Here is a 16664-nt window from a genome sequence, read left to right as displayed (position 1 = left end):
TATTTAAACCCATTTCCACCCATGTGGGCCCTGATAACTGGCGGTTCAAGAGGACTCGGATTCTTCATAGCCAGAGAGTTGAAGGAGAGAGGATACAGGCCGATCCTCATTGCGAGAGACGAGGAGAAATTGCAAAGGGCAGCAAAAGCGCTCAATGGAGAGTGGTTCGCCATGGACCTATCAAAGAGATACCGGGAGGCTGGAAAAATAATCGAAGAGTACAAACCAGAGGTCCTGGTAAACAACGCTGGATTCGGGTTATATGGGAACCTCCCGGAGCAGGATTGGAATAAAATTGAGGATATGCTCCTGCTGAATGTGCTTGCACTTACATATCTCACGAAGAAATTCATAGATGTGAATGATATGGGCTACATATTGAACATATCCTCCGTGGCAGCCTGCAGAGCACAGAAAAAATTGAGCGCCTACGCGGGATCCAAATCCTATGTGGCCCACTTCACAAGAAGTTTGAAGAGAGAATTACCTGAAGGAATAAAAGTATCCTATCTCATTCTCGGTCCAACGAGGACGGATTTCTTCAAAAATGCAGGTATGCCCACCCATGGATTTGAAAAATTGATGCTCTCCCCGGACAGGGTGGCGAGATACGCTGTTAAAAATATGTTGAGAGGGAAGAGCAGAATAGTTCCGGGCATACTCTACAAACTTTACTGCCTTGGAAAATGAAAAATCAGAGTTTGGAGGAGAGGTCAAATTCTAAAATCTCTGGATTTTCGTTGATAAGAGCGGCAATGTAGAGTTTTTCATTTATAATGGCACTCGTGGGCTGTGAGTAATCCACCTGCATATCGCTCAATTTGTAAAATTCATTGAAATGCACGCCGTCCTTTGAGTACATCAGTGCACCTTCTTGCCCAATTCCGATGGTTATCTCATTGCTGGAATGGTAGAACGGCAATGCTGCAACACGCTTCTCCGTATTTTTTCCATCTGGAGAGATAATATAAAGATCAATGTCCTTCTTTGCGGGCACATATAGATACACCTTTCCCTGAGATGTGTAGGAGTATATGAGTGGGGTATGGGGGCTGCTGTGGAAAATGCACTCTATGTTATTACCGGATATTTTTATGAGAGACAGGTCATCATTTGTGCTGTTTTTCAGAGATAGCAGATATGTTAGATAGAAATTCGCACTATCGTGCATGAAATAGCTTCCCATGATGAATTTCACACTCTCAATGGATTTTATGGCAATGTAGCTCCTGAAATCATTGGTCATTAATAGCGTTGCATTGCTGCCACTCAACCCCATCATGTAAAATTTCCCATTGTTTTCGCCGATTGCATACACAAGAACATTTCTGAGCCAGTGGGCGGCAAGCATTTTTCCTTTCTCGTTCAGCACAATAATCTCTGTAACGGCAGTGTTATTGCCTGTGCCGTTGTTCATTGCGATGACCACATAGAACTTGTTACCGGTTTTCACCTTGCTGAAATACACGGGATGCCCTGAAAGCGTTTGGATTTCATTGCTCTTACCAAAAGAAATATTCACACCGGAAGAAATGGGTGCAATGTGAAGCGTTGTATTCTCACCTTTGTGCGATGTTCCCAGAAGATACACTGAATTTCCTGTGTTGAGAAGTACTCCATTTCCGTCCCAGTTGGAAACCGAAATCTCCGTGGGTTTTATCTCCTCATTCCCTATGGTGAAGTAAACATAGCCGGCCACAATGGCCACAACCACAACGGATACAGAGATAATGCCCATAAGCTTCTTGCTGATCATTTTCCTCACTCTGGGGAATCATGGCCAATTGAGATATATATCTTTCATATCTTTCCAAAAAAGAGACAATTTTATATCAGTGCCCGAGCCGGGATTCGAACCCGGGTCCGGGGCTGCCTGCAAAGCCACCCTTTTGGGGGTAGAGCACCTTTTCAAAAGGGGCTTTTCCGCAGGCCCCTAGGATATCCAAGCTACCCCACTCGGGCACAGGATAGGGATAATTGATCCCATTTATTTATGTTTTGGTCATCCTCTTCTTCCTCTCCTTGGCAGTATAGCCGGTAACCCGGAAAAGAAAATCGTTCCAGCGCTTCAAAGTTTCCTGAGCAATTGAACTCTCCACTTTCCTGCTCTTTGTCTCTGCAGCCATCTTACCTGCTTCAATCCAAATTTCAATTTTTTCAAGTGCTCCATAGGAAGAGATAAGGTGTTCATTCTCTCTGCTCACATTTCCAAAAATCTCCTTCATTATGACCTCAATTTCATCAATGCCCTTCTTGTGCCCTCTTTTGAAAGGATACAATCTCATAAAATTGGGAAAAATTGAGAGATTATTAAGTTTTCTCTTTCTCCTCCTTTGGCTCGGGAGGCACGTAATCTTCTGGCTTAAAGAGAACCTCATCCATATGTATTGCCTTGTCCTTCTTCTCCCTGATCTGGTATGTGGGTATGAACTTGAACTCCTCAATATTTTCCGTCACAAGTTCATATCGAGGAGTGAGAATCAGAGATTTTGTGGGACATATATCCGTACAGAAACCGCAGTAACAGCAACGACCGTAATCTATAACAGGTCTCCACTTCAATCCCTTTTTCCCGGAGTTTTCAATCTTCACATAGGTTATGGCATTTGCCGGGCAGACCTTGGCACATAACTGGCAACCTATGCAGGTTTCAATATTATTTGAATGGAATCCCCTGTACCTCTCCGTTGGTAGTTCAAGACCCTCAATATCGGTATGCTTCTGATACGGATATCTGACAGTGTGCGGTTTCCTGCCAAGATGCTTTAATGCCTTAAATGGCTTAACTATACTCATTTTATCACCTCTCAATATCCGGCGGGCAAACGTCAAGGCTGAATGCGGTGGGCGAGAAATCGGCAATGTTCAATCCAGGAGCGATCTTCTCAATCACATTTATCCCGTGGGTGTAGGATGGCCCACGCACATGAACCCTGTAGGGCATCTTTCCACCATCACTAACAACGAGATATCCAAACTCGCCCTTTGAACTCTCCACGCGGGCAAATGCGTAACCTGCAGGAACCTTCCAGGCAACAGGATTTGGAAGTTTGAGTGTGTGTGGGCCCTCCGGTATCTTCTTTATAATTTGTCTAAGAATCCTTATGCTCTGCTCTATCTCCAAACGTCTCACTATCATGCGGGAATAGGCATCGCATCCGTGCCCGTAGGCCTCAAACTCTCCAAACTTTGGATAGTGGGGTATCTCAAACTCCAGATCAGGATAGGCAGCATAGGGATCCACCTTCCTCACATCGTAAGGATATCCACAGGCCCTTAAATTTGGCCCCGTAACTCCCCACTCTATTGCCTTATCCTTTGGAATCACCCCCACATCAATGGCCCTGCGGAAGAAGATCTCGTTACGGAACATTACCTCATCGTAGAGTTTCAATCTCTCCTCAAGGTAATCAAGCACCTTGCCCAGTTTGCGAAGGAATCCATCGGGCAGATCCCAGCGCACGCCTCCCGGGAAGATGAAAATATGGTAAACCCTCGCACCTGTAAGTTGCTCAAAGAGATCCAGAAGATAATCCCTATCTCCTATGGCCCAGTTTGGAAGGGTATAGAGACCTATGGCTCCTGCATATCCACTTATTGCGAGAAGGTGCCCGCTTATTCTTGCCATCTCAAGCACAATGGCACGGATGTACTTTGCCCTCTCGGGTATGTCCCAGTCCATAAGAGATTCGACGGCCATTGCATATACGGCCTCATTCACATCTGGCTCGGGAACACATATTCTTGGAATGAGAGCCACATTCATAAGCCAGCTACGCCTCTCCATGAGTTTTTCAAAACCCCTGTGCAGATATCCCACATTGGTTTCAACCTTAACAACGGTATCACCATCAACCCAGACATGGTACATCATGTTTCCCGTGACACCAACGTGCTGAGGCCCAACAAAAAGTTCAAACTCCTTCATTTCTTTTCACCCCCTTCCTCCACAAGGGGCACATCCTCATAATGCTCCTTGGCATACTTCACCGTATCAAAGTCCTTGCGCATTGGTGGCATATCGTTCCAGTCCTCAAGTATAAACTCTCCAAGCCTATCATTGCCCTCAAAATCGACGCCAAACATCTCATGGGTCTCCCTTTCATAGGTTTCAATCTGAGGAAATAGGTGTCTCAAACTCTTGAACTTCGGTTCATCCCTCGGAAGGTATATGCTCAGAAACACATCCTCCATATGCTCGTAACTGAAGAGATGGTATATGAGTTCAAGATTTCCATCCTTTATCCAGTCCACACAGCTCATGGCAACGAAGTGGTTAAATCCATTTTCCTTGAATTTCAAAATTATGCCCTCAAGTTTATCGGGCTCTACTTTGGCCTTGAATCTTGGAGCACGATTACCCTTGACCTTCATAGGCTCATATTCCAAACCCAACTCCTTGAATATTGCCTCTGCCTTCATTCATCCCACCTCTTGAACACGCGCATCTGGTTAGCCTTGTACTTCTCGTAATATTTGCGATATCTCATCCATCCATTAGCTTTACCTTCATCAATGTCCTTCATGAGTTTGAGGAATGCGTCCATTATGGCCTCGGGCCTTGGCATACATCCTGCAATGTACATATCCACGGGGATGTACTTGTCAAGCCTCTTTATGATGTTGTATGAATCCCAGTATATCCCACCGTTTATCGGACATGAGCCGAAGGCTATCACATACTTTGGATCCTGCATCTGTTCATAGACGCGCACTATCCTTTTCAGGGTTTTTACGGCCACATATCCCGTGACGAGGAGTAAATCGGCCTGACGCGGGGTGGCCATAGGTATTATTCCAAATCTCTCCATATCATATCTAGAGGTCATGGTCGGGGGCATCTCCATCGCACCGCACCCGGTACAGAAGTGAATCATCCATAGGGAACGTTTGGAGAGCATTCTCTGAATTTTCTTCCAGTCCTTCTCAGGTATGACATTTGGCAGTGGATTCTCATTCATGGTACCACCCCCAGGAACACGCTCATTATATATGCCTGCGCCAGCCCAATTATGGCAATTATGGTGGGCCACTTCCAGTAGAACTTGAAGGCCTGCTCAATTCTGAATCTCGGAAACACTGCATTTATGAATATTGCAATAAGCCAAACAATGAGAATAAGTATGAACCACACAATGTAGTTCACTATGTACGCAAGGATACCGTAGGTGGCCGGATTCAAAACAATACCTCCGCCAAGGAAGAGGTCCACAAAGAGAGAGGTCTCCACAACCACAGCTCCAGCGGAGTAGAGCATTAGCATGCCCAGGTAATTACCGCCAAACTCCACCATTGGTCCAGAGGCAATTTCATGTGGAGCTATTGGTATATCAAAGGGCTTCTCCATCATCATACCCTGAAGCGCCATATCCGCAGCGAGGGCAGATATGGGAAGCACTGCAATGGCCCACATGCCCATCTGCTTTTGCAGAAGAACGTTGAGGGAAGCTGTGTTGTAGTAAATCATCAGGGAGAGAAGCACTATGAGAAAAGGCATTTCGTAGGAGAGCATGAGGGTCAGGGCCCTCATAACACCCACTCCCGCATTTGGATTTGCCGATGCTCCTGCACCCAGAGCGAAGCCAAGGGCAGGTATGACCATTATGTAGAGAAGGAGAATCAAATCTCCCTGTGCACTCAGCATTCTGTAACCACCCATTGGGAGAAATGCCAGGGTCAGGAGCACACCTGAAAACCCGAAAAGGGGAGCTAGATCAAATATCCAGTTATGTTTTATATTCGTTTTCTTGGCAAGCAACTTACCCACATCAATGAAGTTCTGGTAAACTGGAGGGCCCACCCTGTTATGGATTCTTGCCGTTACCTTCCTGGCTATACCCATAAATAGAAGTCCTATGACTATGGCGAGAAACAGATACAGAGCAGTGACTCCTGCAGTGATGAGCACACCTATCCAGTCAGTCATAGCAACCACCACCCTACGATCAGAAATGCCAAAAATGCGATTCCGAGATAAGCGGCATAATCCTGAGGATTACCTGTATACATTCTCTTTATCTCCTCAAATCCATCGGTGAAGAATTTGCTGAATCTCTCATAGGCCCTATCAATGCTGTATTTCAGCAGGGGAGCCCAGGTATCTCTCAGGGGCTTGTAGAAGTTGTGGGCTGCATGAAGTTGCACATAATCCCTTGCCTCTCCACCAAGGTAATTGTCATACTGATCAACCACAACCGTGGTCTTTGCCTTCCTGAGGAATATGATGAAGGCAGCCATAAACAGCAGGATGAATGCCACCCAGAAGACCGCCATATCTGCTCCACCTATGGAGGAGTAATAGGCAAAGGTGGTGTAATCCAATTTTCCAACACCCATATTCACAAGGATCTGATTTATCCATCCCATAATCCATCCGGGGAATATGGAAAACAGAACCAGGGGAATTGCAAGAATACCCATTGCGGCCAGCATGGGGGCTGGAGCCTCCTTCACATTCTCATTTGGCCTATCCAGTTGACCAAGGAAGACACCGTAAAGTATGCGGAACGAGTAGAGGAAAGCACCAACAGAGGCAATGAGCATGAGAGGTGCAATTATGACAAACTTCCTTGCTATGGCTGCCTCATAGAGCATCCACTTTGATATGAACCCTGAAGTTATTGGTATTCCTGCAAGGGAAAATATGGCCAGCAGCACAAATAGGAATGTGAAGGGCATCCTGTATCCAAGTCCACCCATCTCACTTATCTTGTACTTTCCTGTTCTGTATATGACCGCACCGGCACCCAGGAAAAGCAGTGACTTGAAGAACGCGTGATTGAAGGCATGGAAGAGCGCACCCCCAAGTGCCAGAGGCGTGCCAAGTCCGAGACCGACCATAACATAGCCCAACTGCCCAATGGAGGAGTATGCGAGCAATTTACGCAGATCGTCCTGGAATATGGCCAGTATTGTGCCTATGAAGGCCGTTATGGCACCCAGAAGGGCAAAGGGATAACTCATAAGGGATATCCCTCTGAATGTTCCAAAGGAGGAGAGCACACTAACACCAGCAACGGCGTACATGCTCATCATTATCCCGAAGGTTCCAAGTTTGCTCAAACCACCGGATAGGAATGCGACAAATGGCTGCTCGGAGGAATAGGCATAGGGTGCCCATACATGCAGCGGTACTATGGCCATTTTCACCCCAAATCCCAGGATGAAGAACAGGAGAATCCAGGCCCATGCATACTGGGGTATGACTCCAGATGCGGCCGATGAATAGAGAAAACTGCCTGTGAAATAGTAAATTATGCCTATACCCATCAATATGAAGTATGCAGATAGCACACCGAAGAGAAGGTATCTGCGGGCATACTCACCGGATGTGCGCAGAACGAGAACGTACACGGACCAGGACATAAGTTCCCAGAATATGTACAAACTGAGGAAATCCCTGGATAACAAGACCCCGTTGGCACCTCCAAAGCTAAGAAGCATTAGCGTTGAAAATCCACCAGGATTCTTCAGATTGTAACTTATCGCAAATAGCAGAGATGTGAAAATCACTGTGTTCATCATAAGCATGAAAAACCAGGTGGTGGCATCAAAGGTTAAGTTTAGCTGCACTCCTATGTTCACCGTGAAAGAATAGGCCGTTACATTCCATTCACCGTACCAGAGGTATAGAAATATGCCAGGTATGGCCGTGAAGATGAGGGCAATGATGGGAGAGTACTTCCTGCCGAAATAGGAAATCAACGCACCCGCAAGGGGAAGAAGAACGAATATTCCAAACAAGGTCCAGGCATTCATTTCAAGCACCTCCTGCTATGAATGCAGCCGCGTGACTCAACACGCTAAGCACAGGTTTTGGATACACTCCAATAAGAATTATCACCACTGCCAGGATTATGAGAGGCACATAGGTAATTGCATCCGGTTTAACACTGACATCTCCCTTCTCAAACACAACCTTGATGAATCTCGCGTAATATGCAACCTCCACGATACTTGCAGCAAGGAACAGGGCGATTACAGCATAGTAACCCTGGGAAAAGCCGCCCATAAGTATGAAGAATTTGCCGTAGAACCCTGCAAAGGGAGGCATGCCCATTATTGAAAGCACACCAACAAGAAGGGGTATGCCTATCAGTGGATTTCTGGCCAGCCCTTTCATATCAGAAATCTTGTCGCTCTTGGCAGCGTATATGAGGAATCCTGCAGCGATGAACAGCAGCGCCTTTCCAAGGGCGTGGGCGAGCATCTGGTAAAATGCACCCTCAACTGCAAGGGTCGTTCCTATGCCCAGCCCCATTATTATCATTCCCATCTGCCCGATGGACGAATAGGCGAGCATCTTCTTCAGGTTCTTCTGCGTGTAGGCTATGATCTCACCAAAGAACACCGTGAGAAGCCCCATTATGACCACGAACCAGAGGAAATTTGAAAAACCGAACATGGTGAATATAACCCTCGCCAGAGCAAATATGCCCGCCTTGGCGGGAATGGATGCAAAGGCTGCACTTATTGGATTGGGAGCACCGTCGTAGGCATCAGGAACCCAAGTGTTGAGGGGGAACATCTCTGCTTCCACACCAAATCCGAGAAACAGGGATGTGAAGGCCATTATCTTAACTATCGGACTCATCTCACCAAGGCGCGCCGCAATATCCAACATGTTGAGGGTTCTCAGTTGGGCGTAGATGAGGGTTATTCCAAGCAGAACAAACGTGCTTCCTATCGAACCAACGATAACATACTTCATCGCGCCCATATAGCCCTTCTTGTCCCTGTTGTATGCGGCCAGACCGTAGGAGGCTATGGAAGTGATCTCCAGGAACACAAACAGATTGAAAAGGTCTCCAGTGAGAACCATTCCAGTGGAACCCATCATAAGAAGGAGGTAAAGCATTGAGTACCTCACAATGGGCTCCTTCTCCACCTTGAGGTTGTATATTGATATTACAAAGGCAACCCCACTTATGAGGAGTGCTATGAGAGCACCCAGAGGCCCCACCATCAGAACGATGCCAATTGGTGGCTGAAATCCACCAATTGTATCAAACACGGGTTTGTTAAGAGCCTCAAACAGAAGAATCGCGGCCAGCAAGGTATTTAACGCTGTAGCAAATAAAACGGTGTACTTCACGGCCTTCTTGCTCCAGAAGCCGATTATGGGCATGAGAAATGCGAAAAACAGGGGAAAGGCAATAAGCAAAACTGGCCTTATCATCATTTTTTCACCTCCAGAAGTTCGTCAAGTTCCATCGTACCAGTATTTTTGTATATTCCTATGGCTATTGAAAGGGCGAGGGCCATTACAGATACACCTATGACGATGGCTGTGAGCACAAGGGCCTGGGGTATGGGATCCACATAAGGACCAGGCACATTCTCAATAGGGGCGGTTCCCCCCTTCACATAACCAACAGAGATGAGAAGGAGGTTAACCCCCGTATCCATTATATCCAGCCCTATGATTATTTTGATCAGATTTCTCTTGGCTATCACAATGTATATTCCTATTGCTATGAGAGCCAGTGAGCCAAGGTAATAGTAGGGAGTCACTCTCTCACCCCCATCATTGCATCAACTATTCCTGTGAGTTCGCTACCCACCTTCACACCTATCGCAGTATAAATCACGGGAATCACTCCGGCGCTGAAGAGATACGTGGGAATTCCAAATGGCAGGAAGTTGTAGAGGAAATATCCGGCCAATACCAATCCAAGAAGACCCACAATAACATAGGTCAATCCAGCAAGACTTTCAGAGACATTGAGCCTCTTATGATTGGCATGGAACTTTGGATATGCAAGGTAGAGCAGCAGGAACGCCGAGGCAATAACCGCACCACCGGGGAAGCCTCCTCCTGGTGTTAGGTGGCCATGTATGAATATGTATCCACCAAAAAGAATTATGAACCCAAACAGAAGCTTTGAACCCGTTTCAACAACGGCATTGGACCTTCTTACCTTTCTCTTGTGCTTATCCTCAACATACATCAGGGAGCCCACACCCGTGGCTGCAAGAAATAACACAGTTACCTCACCAAGGGTATCAAAACCCCTGTAGTCAACCACTATGGCGGTAACCATGTTTGTGGCTCCAGTTTCCTTCTTTCCATAGGTGAGGTAGTGCTGGGGCAGGGACATGTTTGAGGTACTGTTGAGCAAGGGCTCGGTGTAGTTAGGATAGGTGCTCATTTTTTCGCCGAAGGGTATCTTTGCAAAGGCCATGGCGAATACGATGAATATGAGTATTGCCAGAACTGCTGCAAGTATCCTCTTCATTTTTCCCACCTCTTCGTGCTTCTAACAGCAAATATGACAATCGCCATACTCAGTGCCGCACCTATGGCCGCTTCGGTGATTGCCACATCCGGTGCCTGGAGCATGTAAAAGAGAATTGATACAACAAGGCTCATAACTCCAAGAGCCACCGCCGCGGAGAGCAGGTCCTTTAACTCGGCTGCGATTATGGCCGATATGATCATCACAATTATGAGGATCACTGAAACTATGGTGAACATATCTATCAATTCAATCATCCTCCTTTTCCTCTTTGTATTTATCCACCACACTATTCTCCCACAGGGGTATGCCATGCTTGTAACTTGCCCTGGCAAGAGCACTGGCGCCTATGGGGGCTGTGAGAACTATGAAAACCGCAAGAATAAGGCTCTTGGGAAGCCAGTAGAGATCCACAAGCCCTATACCCACAAGCACGCTCAGGGCTCCAAGGGTTGTTGCCTTTGTTGCCGTCTGCATCCTGTTGTAGACATCGGGCATCCTTATCAGACCGATTGATGCAAGGAACAGGAAAAACGTGCCTATACCCATCAGAATGTACCCGATGATACGGAGTATGTAAATTATAACCCCAATCATAGGCCTCCCTCCAGATACCTGGCAAGGGCGATCACACCCACAAAGGCGAGTATTCCATACACAAGGGCCACATCAAGGTACACAAACCTACCGAAATAGTAGCCCAGCAGAACAAGGAAAACTATCGTGACATTGGTCAATATATCCAGAGCAACAGCCCTGTCAGGAGTTGTTGGACCCTTCACAAGGCGCACAATAGTGAGGAAGGTTGCAATGGCTATGAGCACTATGTATATGGCACACAAATCTATTGGGCAGTTCATTCAAACACCTCTTTAAGGTATGGCTCAAATTCTCCCTTTATCATCTCGCCAGCTTCCTTCTCATCCTCGCTATGCACGTAAATCCAGTGAATGTAGTACTTATCGTCAACAATCTGCATGGTCATTGTACCTGGAGTCAGGGTTATTGAATTTGCCAGAGCCAGCTTTCCAACGGGGCTCTTAAGATCGGTTCTTATCCTCACTATACCGGGCCTTATGGGTCTGGCAGGATGCAGAACCCTGTAAGCAACGTCAAGGTTGGCCTTTATCATCGCCCATATAAAAACTGGAATGTACTTCAAAAACCACCATACCCTGTGGGGGGAGAGATTGTACAAGCCCCTCTGTGAAAGATGCTCATAACTGAAGGCCGCCGCAATCAGTGAAAACACAATTCCTGCCAGAAATTCTTCAAGATACTGCTCTGGCTTGATCCCAGGTGAAAATGTGAAACCGCACCATATGACAATGAATATCAGGAAGGCATACGCAAACCGGTTCGCTTTGCTTACCTTTTCCAAGTTACCACCTTCTTAGGTCTTTTTATCTTCCCTGTAATCTTAAGTTTTATATTTAATTTTATTCGTTCGAATTTCAAACCAAACCCCGGGCAAAAAATTAATTTACAAGTTTGCTCATTCACCACCAGCGGGGCCGTGGGGTAGCTTGGTTATCCTACCGGCTTTGGGTGTGAAGGGACACCTACGGTTTCCCTTTCAAAACCCTTCCCTTCGCCAAAACAGCCGGTGACTCCGGTTCAAATCCGGGCGGCCCCACTCTTTTAATATCCGAGATCAATTTACCCGTATGCTTGTGGATTCACTGGCAGAGAGAGCCATGAAATTTGCCGAAAGGGAAGACCTTGTGTTTGAAGATTTTGCCGTTGGTCTGAAATATTCCTATGCCATCGTCAAGGGCCCGATGGGTAGGGAGATGGGCGTTGCGTACATGCCGGTGGAGGATCTCACCAGAGGATTCGCTCAAGAGCCACGAGCGGATAATTTGGGAGAGATGGTGAGTTCAACAAACACGCAGAACAAGTCCCTTGGACTTGCAGCCATAAACGCAATCTCCCAGTACATTCTATGGAACATGGATATACCCAGGAATGTTGAGTACAGGAACATAGTGGAGCATATCCCGGAATGCTGCCCAAGGGGGAGAGTGGCGGTGGTGGGCAACATGGTTCCATTGGTGAAAAATTTGAGAGAGAAGATGGATGTTGTGGTGCTTGAAAGAAATCCAAAATTGAGATTTAATGCGTATCCGGATTCCCTTGCGGCGAGAGTAATACCTGATGCTGATGTTGTGATAATAACGGGAGCGACCCTTGTTAACGATAGCATAGACATCATCTTATCCCTCGCAAGGGGTAAAAAATTCCTTGTGGGCCCAACAGCAGGAGTTTATCCTCCCTGGCTCACTGGGAAAGTTGACCTGGTTGCAGGAACGAGAATAAAGAACATAGAAAAAACGAGGAAAATAATAAAGATGGGTGGTGGCAGATGGGACTTTGCCCAGTTCTGCGAAGAGTACATATTCACTCCAGGTGATTTTTGAACCACTCCGCAATTTCCCTCAGGCGGATTTCGCGATGCTTTGGCTTTCCGCTGCGGGAGAGATCATGGTTTTCCTTCGGGAACAGAACCATCTTCGTTTCCACGCCGTTCATCTTGAGGGCGTAGAAGAGCTGGTACGCCTCGCTCACAGGGCAGCGATAATCCTCTTCACTGTGAATTATTAGCAACGGAGTTTTTATATTTTTTGCGTACTTCAACGGGCTCATCTTCCAGTAATCCTCAAATCCCTCCCAGAGATCTTTACCTGAGCCGATGTAATCACCGTTAAACCATGGCCCGATGTCGCTTGTGCCCCAGAAGGAGAGCTGATTGCTTATGCTGCGCTGCGTCACAGCCGCCTTAAATCGTGAGGTATGACCCACAATCCAGTTGGTCATGAATCCCCCATAGGAGCCTCCGGTGACATAGAGCTTTTCAGGGTTTATGGGATAATTTTTCAGCACGAAATCCATCGCTTCCATGATATCCTGATAATCTCTCTCCCCAAAGGCGCCGCGAATGTGCAGAGCAAAATCCTCGCCGTAGCCGGAGGAGCCGCGGGGATTTGTGAATATCACTGCGAAGCCCTGTGCGAGGAGATAGTAAAATTCGAACATGAACGCGTGGCCGTATGAGGTCTTCGGACCGCCATGAATCTCCAGGATTGCCGGAAACGAGCCATTCCCTTCTGGTAAGAGAATCCAGCCATCAATCTCCTCGCCATCACTGGCTTCGAATGTGAAGTGCGTTGGTTTAGGCAACTTTTCAAATTTACGATTGAATGCGGTTATTTTCCTCTCTCCGTTTTTCTTTATGTAAACCTCTCCTGGCCTGTTGATCTCCTGGGCGATGAAAGTCAGAGTTCCAGATGCGTAGGCAAAGGATTCAATGCTGCGCTCTCCGCCAAGAAATACGTAGAATTTACCATCCGTGTAAATCATTATTTCCTGTTTCCCCCTGCGGGTTGCTAGGAATAAAATACTTTCATCAAGCCACTGCATTACGCTGCCTCCCCCAAATCTGGAATCGGAGTTTAAAGAGCGCCCAAGGGATACGCCCTCATCGCAGGCAAGTTCATAATCACCTCCTTCTATGGGAATGAAGTGAAGTCTCATATCCTCTGCAAGACCCCTTTCATTGAACTTCAAGAAAACCGCCACGCGTTTTCCATCGGGATAGATTCGAAATGAACCTATTCCGGCCTTTCTTTTGCTTATTCTCCTGCTTTCTCCATCCCAGAGACAGAGATGCTCCATAAAGGGCTCTCTCTCATCATCCACAACCGTGTAAACCACTTTTCCAGCATTAACATCAAAACTCCCTACCTTCCCACTCTCGCTGGTTAGTTTTTCAACCCTTCCACCGGTGAGTTTAACCCTGAAAATCTGCAGGTTCTTGTTGTATATGAATCCCTTGCCGTTAAAGTAGAAGGGTATGCTTGTTATACGCTTCACATCATCCTTCTCCTTATCCTCAACAGGCGCCGTGAAATAAACGTAGTTTCCATCAACCTTCATATCCACGAGCCCATTTTCAAGCGTTGCTATTGGTCTTGATTCTCCACCCCCAACGGGCAAAACCCTGAGCTCTCCTCCCTTTTTCTTTGCTCTGTAGTAAACGAGCAATTTACCATTCCTGGCAAATCTGGGCATCTTATCGCTGTCCCCGCTGGTGAATCTCCTCAACTTCCCATCATAAAGATAGATGCGAGAAATATATGTGTCCTTTTTCCTGTTCATCTGGCCAACCACAAAGGCAACAACATTTCCATCGGGGGAGATGTGCACATCTCCCGGCATCTTCATCCTGTACATATCCTCCAATTTCATATTGTTTGCATGCCAATACAAAAGATAAACGTTTCGCCTCTCGCAAGTTTTTTATACCTCATCCTATACATGTTAGCATGCCTCAGGGGGTGAAAAAATGAGCATAACATATAAACTTGAAACGGAAATGGAGCTGATAGAGAGGCACATTCGTGTGCTGAAGGCAGTTATGGAAAATCAACCCGTGGGAATCATAAAATTATCACATATGCTGAATATGCCTGAACATAAAATAAGATACTCACTTCGTCTTCTTGAGCAGGAGGGAATAATAGAGGCCTCACCAAGCGGGGCACGGGTGACGGAAAAGACGCCCCAGGCTCTGGAGGAAATAAAAAATTTCATAAAAAATATGGAAAAGCAGTGTGAGGAGATAAACAGAATTCTGGAGGAGATCAACCAATAACCCTCGTATTCTCCCTGTCTGCCCCATAAGATATTAACTTGACACTTGCCCCTGTTTCACCCTCAATCATGGATATAAATTCTCCAAATTTCTCATCCTCTATGCTCTTCCATCCATCATAATCCCTGTAAACGGGCTCACACTCTTCAAGATTGTAAGGAGGATATTTATGATTCTCACCACCGCACCTGTACTCCCATGCAACGGGCACATTCTTCATACCGTAGAGTATATCCACCTTGGTCAGGGCAATCTCATCAACACCACCAACAAGGCTGGCATATCGGAGAAGGGGCATATCTAGCCAGCCAACACGTCTCGGTCTTCCCGTTGTTGCACCGTACTCCATGCCCTTTTCCCTCAGCCCACGGGCATCCTCACCAAAGATCTCCGTGGGAAAGGGTCCACTTCCAACACGGGTCATATAGGGCTTCATCACACCAATTACCCTGTTAATCCTGCGAGGAGATACCCCAAGGCCAGAGCATATACCACCCACAGTTGTGTTTGAGGAGGTCACATAGGGATACGTGCCAAAATCAATATCGAGTAAGACAGCCTGGGAGCCCTCAAACAGAACGGATTTACCGGAGTCCATTGCGGCATTGAGCCATATCTCCGTGTTCTTCACACTTTCCTTAAACTCAAGGGCAAGTGCATGCAATTTTCTTGACTCCCTTCTTACCCGCTCATCATCATAAATTCCCCATAGTTTCGTCATCAATTCCAACCTTTTAAAAATCCTATCCTCGTTGAACAAATCCCCAATGCGCAGTCCCACACGCTTTGCCTTTGTCTCATAGGTTGGTCCTATACCCCTTCTTGTGGTTCCAATACCTATCAACTCGTCCTCCAGTGCATCAACTTCCCTGTGGAATGAGGTTACCACATGGGCACGGCTACTTATCACCAATTTTGGCTCTATACCCTCTGCGTGGAGAATCTCCAGTTCCCCCTTTAGAACCTCAAGATCCACAGCCATTCCGTTACCAAGCACCCCTATTTTTCCCCTCAGAGCACCGCTCGGGATGAGATGCAATTTGAATTTTTTGCCTTCGTGAACAACACTGTGACCCGCGTTGCTTCCTCCCGAAAATCTGGCAATTATGTCAAAATCCTTGGACAGGAAGTCAACAATTTTCCCCTTGCCCTCATCGCCAAACTGCAAGCCAATAACCGCCACATTCATAGGAGCACCCATACCCTAACACATTTCGCCATTATTAAACTTACCTGCCATGACATCGCATCTCAGGAAAAATTTAAGAAAATAGGGTTTATGCCCCACCCAATCAGAAATGTTTAAATAGGAAAGTTTAGTAATATCATGCTGCGCCCAGGAGTGAGATAAAAGTGGATATGGAATATGTGGAAAGCGCCGAATTCGTGGTTACCGTGGATTTTTTGGCAAGGGCAATTCAAAATGGGCTGAGCAGACCCAAGAGGAGATTGAGCATCGAGGAGGCAAGGATGACGGCGGAGCATGTTCTCAATTTCTTCGGATACGGGGACAGGATCATAGACAATATGCTGGAACCCGAGGACAGGGACACCTTCTACATTCTGGAGGATCTGGGCATTCTGAAGACCGAACGCGAGGAGACAACTCTGTGGGACGGCAGGGAATGGCGCATACATTACTGGCTTCTCAACAAGGAGCGAATATACGAACTGGTTAACTACAAAATGGAGGAGGAAAAAAGGGAGGAGGATTTTGAGGACATTTACGAAGAACTTCCCGAGGATATATGGATGCGCAGTTGAGGTGCTCA

At 46.7% G+C, this 16664-nt stretch carries 21 protein-coding genes and 2 tRNA genes; 5 read left to right on the top strand and 18 right to left on the bottom strand.

Annotated elements, in window-relative coordinates; genetic code table 11:
• The first annotated feature begins 21 nt into the window (after window positions 1-21).
• Window positions 22-690: an SDR family NAD(P)-dependent oxidoreductase gene (locus AC0S1O_RS02760; protein WP_475394235.1), complete on the top strand. Its 669-nt coding sequence runs from the start codon at window positions 22-24 to the stop codon at window positions 688-690.
• Between the two features lie 4 nt (window positions 691-694).
• Here AC0S1O_RS02760 and AC0S1O_RS02755 read toward each other — a convergent pair whose 3' ends face one another.
• From AC0S1O_RS02755 to AC0S1O_RS02680, 16 genes are all read right to left on the bottom strand, one after another.
• The gene (locus tag AC0S1O_RS02755; protein WP_475394234.1) at window positions 695-1756 is read right to left on the bottom strand and encodes a hypothetical protein; all 1062 of its coding nucleotides are present in this window, start codon (window positions 1754-1756) and stop codon (window positions 695-697) included.
• A gap of 80 nt (window positions 1757-1836) precedes the next feature.
• Window positions 1837-1962 (bottom strand) — tRNA-Arg (locus tag AC0S1O_RS02750).
• Between the two features lie 29 nt (window positions 1963-1991).
• Window positions 1992-2285 carry a DUF5611 family protein gene (locus tag AC0S1O_RS02745; protein ID WP_475394233.1) on the bottom strand — a complete coding sequence of 98 codons (294 nt, stop codon included), beginning with the start codon at window positions 2283-2285 and terminating at the stop codon, window positions 1992-1994.
• 25 nt (window positions 2286-2310) lie between these two features.
• Window positions 2311-2796 carry a 4Fe-4S binding protein gene (locus AC0S1O_RS02740; RefSeq protein ID WP_475394232.1) on the bottom strand — a complete coding sequence of 162 codons (486 nt, stop codon included), beginning with the start codon at window positions 2794-2796 and terminating at the stop codon, window positions 2311-2313.
• A 4-nt stretch (window positions 2797-2800) separates the two neighbouring features.
• A complete protein-coding gene (locus tag AC0S1O_RS02735) occupies window positions 2801-3928 on the bottom strand; it encodes an NADH-quinone oxidoreductase subunit D (protein ID WP_475394231.1) in 1128 nt (375 codons plus the stop codon).
• A complete protein-coding gene (locus AC0S1O_RS02730; protein WP_475394230.1) occupies window positions 3925-4422 on the bottom strand; it encodes an NADH-quinone oxidoreductase subunit C in 498 nt (165 codons plus the stop codon). Before AC0S1O_RS02730 ends, AC0S1O_RS02735 begins: the two co-directional genes overlap by 4 nt.
• Window positions 4419-4961, bottom strand: a complete 543-nt coding sequence (locus AC0S1O_RS02725; protein ID WP_475394229.1) for a NuoB/complex I 20 kDa subunit family protein — start codon at window positions 4959-4961, stop codon at window positions 4419-4421. Before AC0S1O_RS02725 ends, AC0S1O_RS02730 begins: the two co-directional genes overlap by 4 nt.
• On the bottom strand, window positions 4958-5926 hold the full coding sequence (locus tag AC0S1O_RS02720; RefSeq protein ID WP_475394228.1) for a respiratory chain complex I subunit 1 family protein: 969 nt from the start codon (window positions 5924-5926) through the stop codon (window positions 4958-4960). Before AC0S1O_RS02720 ends, AC0S1O_RS02725 begins: the two co-directional genes overlap by 4 nt.
• The gene (locus AC0S1O_RS02715; RefSeq protein WP_475394227.1) at window positions 5923-7758 is read right to left on the bottom strand and encodes a proton-conducting transporter transmembrane domain-containing protein; all 1836 of its coding nucleotides are present in this window, start codon (window positions 7756-7758) and stop codon (window positions 5923-5925) included. Before AC0S1O_RS02715 ends, AC0S1O_RS02720 begins: the two co-directional genes overlap by 4 nt.
• A gap of 1 nt (window position 7759) precedes the next feature.
• On the bottom strand, window positions 7760-9178 hold the full coding sequence (locus tag AC0S1O_RS02710) for a proton-conducting transporter transmembrane domain-containing protein (RefSeq protein WP_475394226.1): 1419 nt from the start codon (window positions 9176-9178) through the stop codon (window positions 7760-7762).
• A complete protein-coding gene (locus AC0S1O_RS02705; protein WP_475394225.1) occupies window positions 9178-9513 on the bottom strand; it encodes a sodium:proton antiporter in 336 nt (111 codons plus the stop codon). The genes AC0S1O_RS02710 and AC0S1O_RS02705 overlap by 1 nt, the downstream gene beginning before the upstream one ends.
• Complete coding sequence (locus tag AC0S1O_RS02700) at window positions 9510-10238, bottom strand: Na(+)/H(+) antiporter subunit B (protein ID WP_475394224.1); 729 nt, start codon at window positions 10236-10238, stop codon at window positions 9510-9512. Before AC0S1O_RS02700 ends, AC0S1O_RS02705 begins: the two co-directional genes overlap by 4 nt.
• Window positions 10235-10483 (bottom strand): DUF4040 domain-containing protein, encoded by a 249-nt coding sequence (locus tag AC0S1O_RS02695; RefSeq protein WP_475394458.1) that lies wholly within the window; start codon window positions 10481-10483, stop codon window positions 10235-10237. The genes AC0S1O_RS02700 and AC0S1O_RS02695 overlap by 4 nt, the downstream gene beginning before the upstream one ends.
• Before the next feature lie 4 nt (window positions 10484-10487).
• A complete protein-coding gene (gene mnhG / locus AC0S1O_RS02690) occupies window positions 10488-10835 on the bottom strand; it encodes a monovalent cation/H(+) antiporter subunit G (RefSeq protein ID WP_475394223.1) in 348 nt (115 codons plus the stop codon).
• Entirely contained in the window at window positions 10832-11098 is a 267-nt protein-coding gene (locus AC0S1O_RS02685) for a monovalent cation/H+ antiporter complex subunit F (protein WP_475394222.1), read from the bottom strand. Before AC0S1O_RS02685 ends, mnhG begins: the two co-directional genes overlap by 4 nt.
• A complete protein-coding gene (locus AC0S1O_RS02680; RefSeq protein ID WP_475394221.1) occupies window positions 11095-11619 on the bottom strand; it encodes a Na+/H+ antiporter subunit E in 525 nt (174 codons plus the stop codon). Before AC0S1O_RS02680 ends, AC0S1O_RS02685 begins: the two co-directional genes overlap by 4 nt.
• 129 nt (window positions 11620-11748) lie before the next feature.
• Here AC0S1O_RS02680 and AC0S1O_RS02675 point away from each other — a divergent pair.
• Together AC0S1O_RS02675 and AC0S1O_RS02670 are read left to right on the top strand one after the other, a co-directional pair.
• A tRNA-Pro gene (locus AC0S1O_RS02675) sits at window positions 11749-11874 on the top strand.
• 31 nt (window positions 11875-11905) lie between these two features.
• Window positions 11906-12658: a Rossmann-like domain-containing protein gene (locus AC0S1O_RS02670; protein ID WP_475394220.1), complete on the top strand. Its 753-nt coding sequence runs from the start codon at window positions 11906-11908 to the stop codon at window positions 12656-12658.
• Here AC0S1O_RS02670 and AC0S1O_RS02665 read toward each other — a convergent pair.
• On the bottom strand, window positions 12639-14486 hold the full coding sequence (locus AC0S1O_RS02665; RefSeq protein ID WP_475394219.1) for a S9 family peptidase: 1848 nt from the start codon (window positions 14484-14486) through the stop codon (window positions 12639-12641). The genes AC0S1O_RS02670 and AC0S1O_RS02665 overlap by 20 nt on opposite strands.
• A 97-nt stretch (window positions 14487-14583) precedes the next feature.
• Here AC0S1O_RS02665 and AC0S1O_RS02660 point away from each other — a divergent pair, with 97 nt between their 5' ends.
• Window positions 14584-14892 (top strand): hypothetical protein, encoded by a 309-nt coding sequence (locus AC0S1O_RS02660; protein ID WP_475394218.1) that lies wholly within the window; start codon window positions 14584-14586, stop codon window positions 14890-14892.
• On the opposite strand, the gene AC0S1O_RS02655 is transcribed toward AC0S1O_RS02660, so the two are convergent.
• On the bottom strand, window positions 14882-16081 hold the full coding sequence (locus tag AC0S1O_RS02655) for an adenylosuccinate synthase (RefSeq protein ID WP_475394217.1): 1200 nt from the start codon (window positions 16079-16081) through the stop codon (window positions 14882-14884). The genes AC0S1O_RS02660 and AC0S1O_RS02655 overlap by 11 nt on opposite strands.
• Window positions 16082-16251: 170 nt before the next feature.
• Between AC0S1O_RS02655 and AC0S1O_RS02650 the strand changes: the two genes are divergently transcribed.
• Window positions 16252-16656: a DUF6015 family protein gene (locus tag AC0S1O_RS02650; protein WP_475394457.1), complete on the top strand. Its 405-nt coding sequence runs from the start codon at window positions 16252-16254 to the stop codon at window positions 16654-16656.
• The last annotated feature ends 8 nt before the right edge of the window (window positions 16657-16664 follow it).

The sequence above is a fragment of the Candidatus Aciduliprofundum sp. HYA1 genome, from assembly GCF_056175085.1.
This window is presented reverse-complemented; position numbering and strand designations above follow the sequence as displayed.